The sequence below is a fragment of the Halorubrum orientale genome (assembly GCF_059623105.1).
This window is the reverse complement of record NZ_JBSPSR010000023.1, coordinates 1-675: the sequence shown is the minus strand read 5'-3', so window position 1 is coordinate 675 and position 675 is coordinate 1. Positions and strand designations below refer to the sequence as shown.

Here is a 675-nt window from a genome sequence, read left to right as displayed (position 1 = left end):
TCGATTCGGCTGGAAGGTTCCAGCGAAACCGTGTATGCGTGCGATCCAGCTACCGCCTGAACCCATCCGGAGTGTGGAACTCCAGTGGACGTATGACTGTGGCTTTGGTCTGTTAGTGCTCGTGGACTCAACGCCTCGTTGCCTCGGCGCGTACATCCCGAGTCTATCTATCTCGTCTTCTACGAGTGACCTTGTGGTACGTCTTTTCCATGTGGGTTTCGAGCTTAGATGCGTTCAGCTCTTACCCCGTGTCGCGTAGCTACCCGGCGTCTGCGCTCTCGCACAACCGGTACACCAGTGGCGACCAGTCGTAGTTCCTCTCGTACTATACGACTGTTCACGTCACGTACCCAACACCCCCAATAGATAGCAGCCGACCTGTCTCACGACGGTCTAAACCCAGCTCACGACCTCCTTTAATAGGCGAACAACCTCACCCTTGCCTGCTTCTGCACAGGCAGGATGGAGGGAACCGACATCGAGGTAGCAAGCCACTCGGTCGATATGTGCTCTTGCGAGTGACGACTCTGTTATCCCTAAGGTAGCTTTTCTGTCATCTACGGGTCCCATTCCGGAACCTCGTAGGTTCGCTAGACCACGCTTTCGCGTCAGCGACACTCGTTGGGAATGTCACTGTCAGACCATCTTGTGCTCTTGCGCTCTTCGCCGGGTTTC

Annotated in this window: 1 rRNA gene; it reads right to left on the bottom strand. The window is 55.6% G+C overall.

Features of this window, described 5'->3' with window-relative positions:
* Positions 1-92: 92 nt before the first annotated feature.
* Positions 93-675: ribosomal RNA gene (locus ACWUI7_RS13480) — 23S ribosomal RNA — on the bottom strand; the annotation flags it as partial.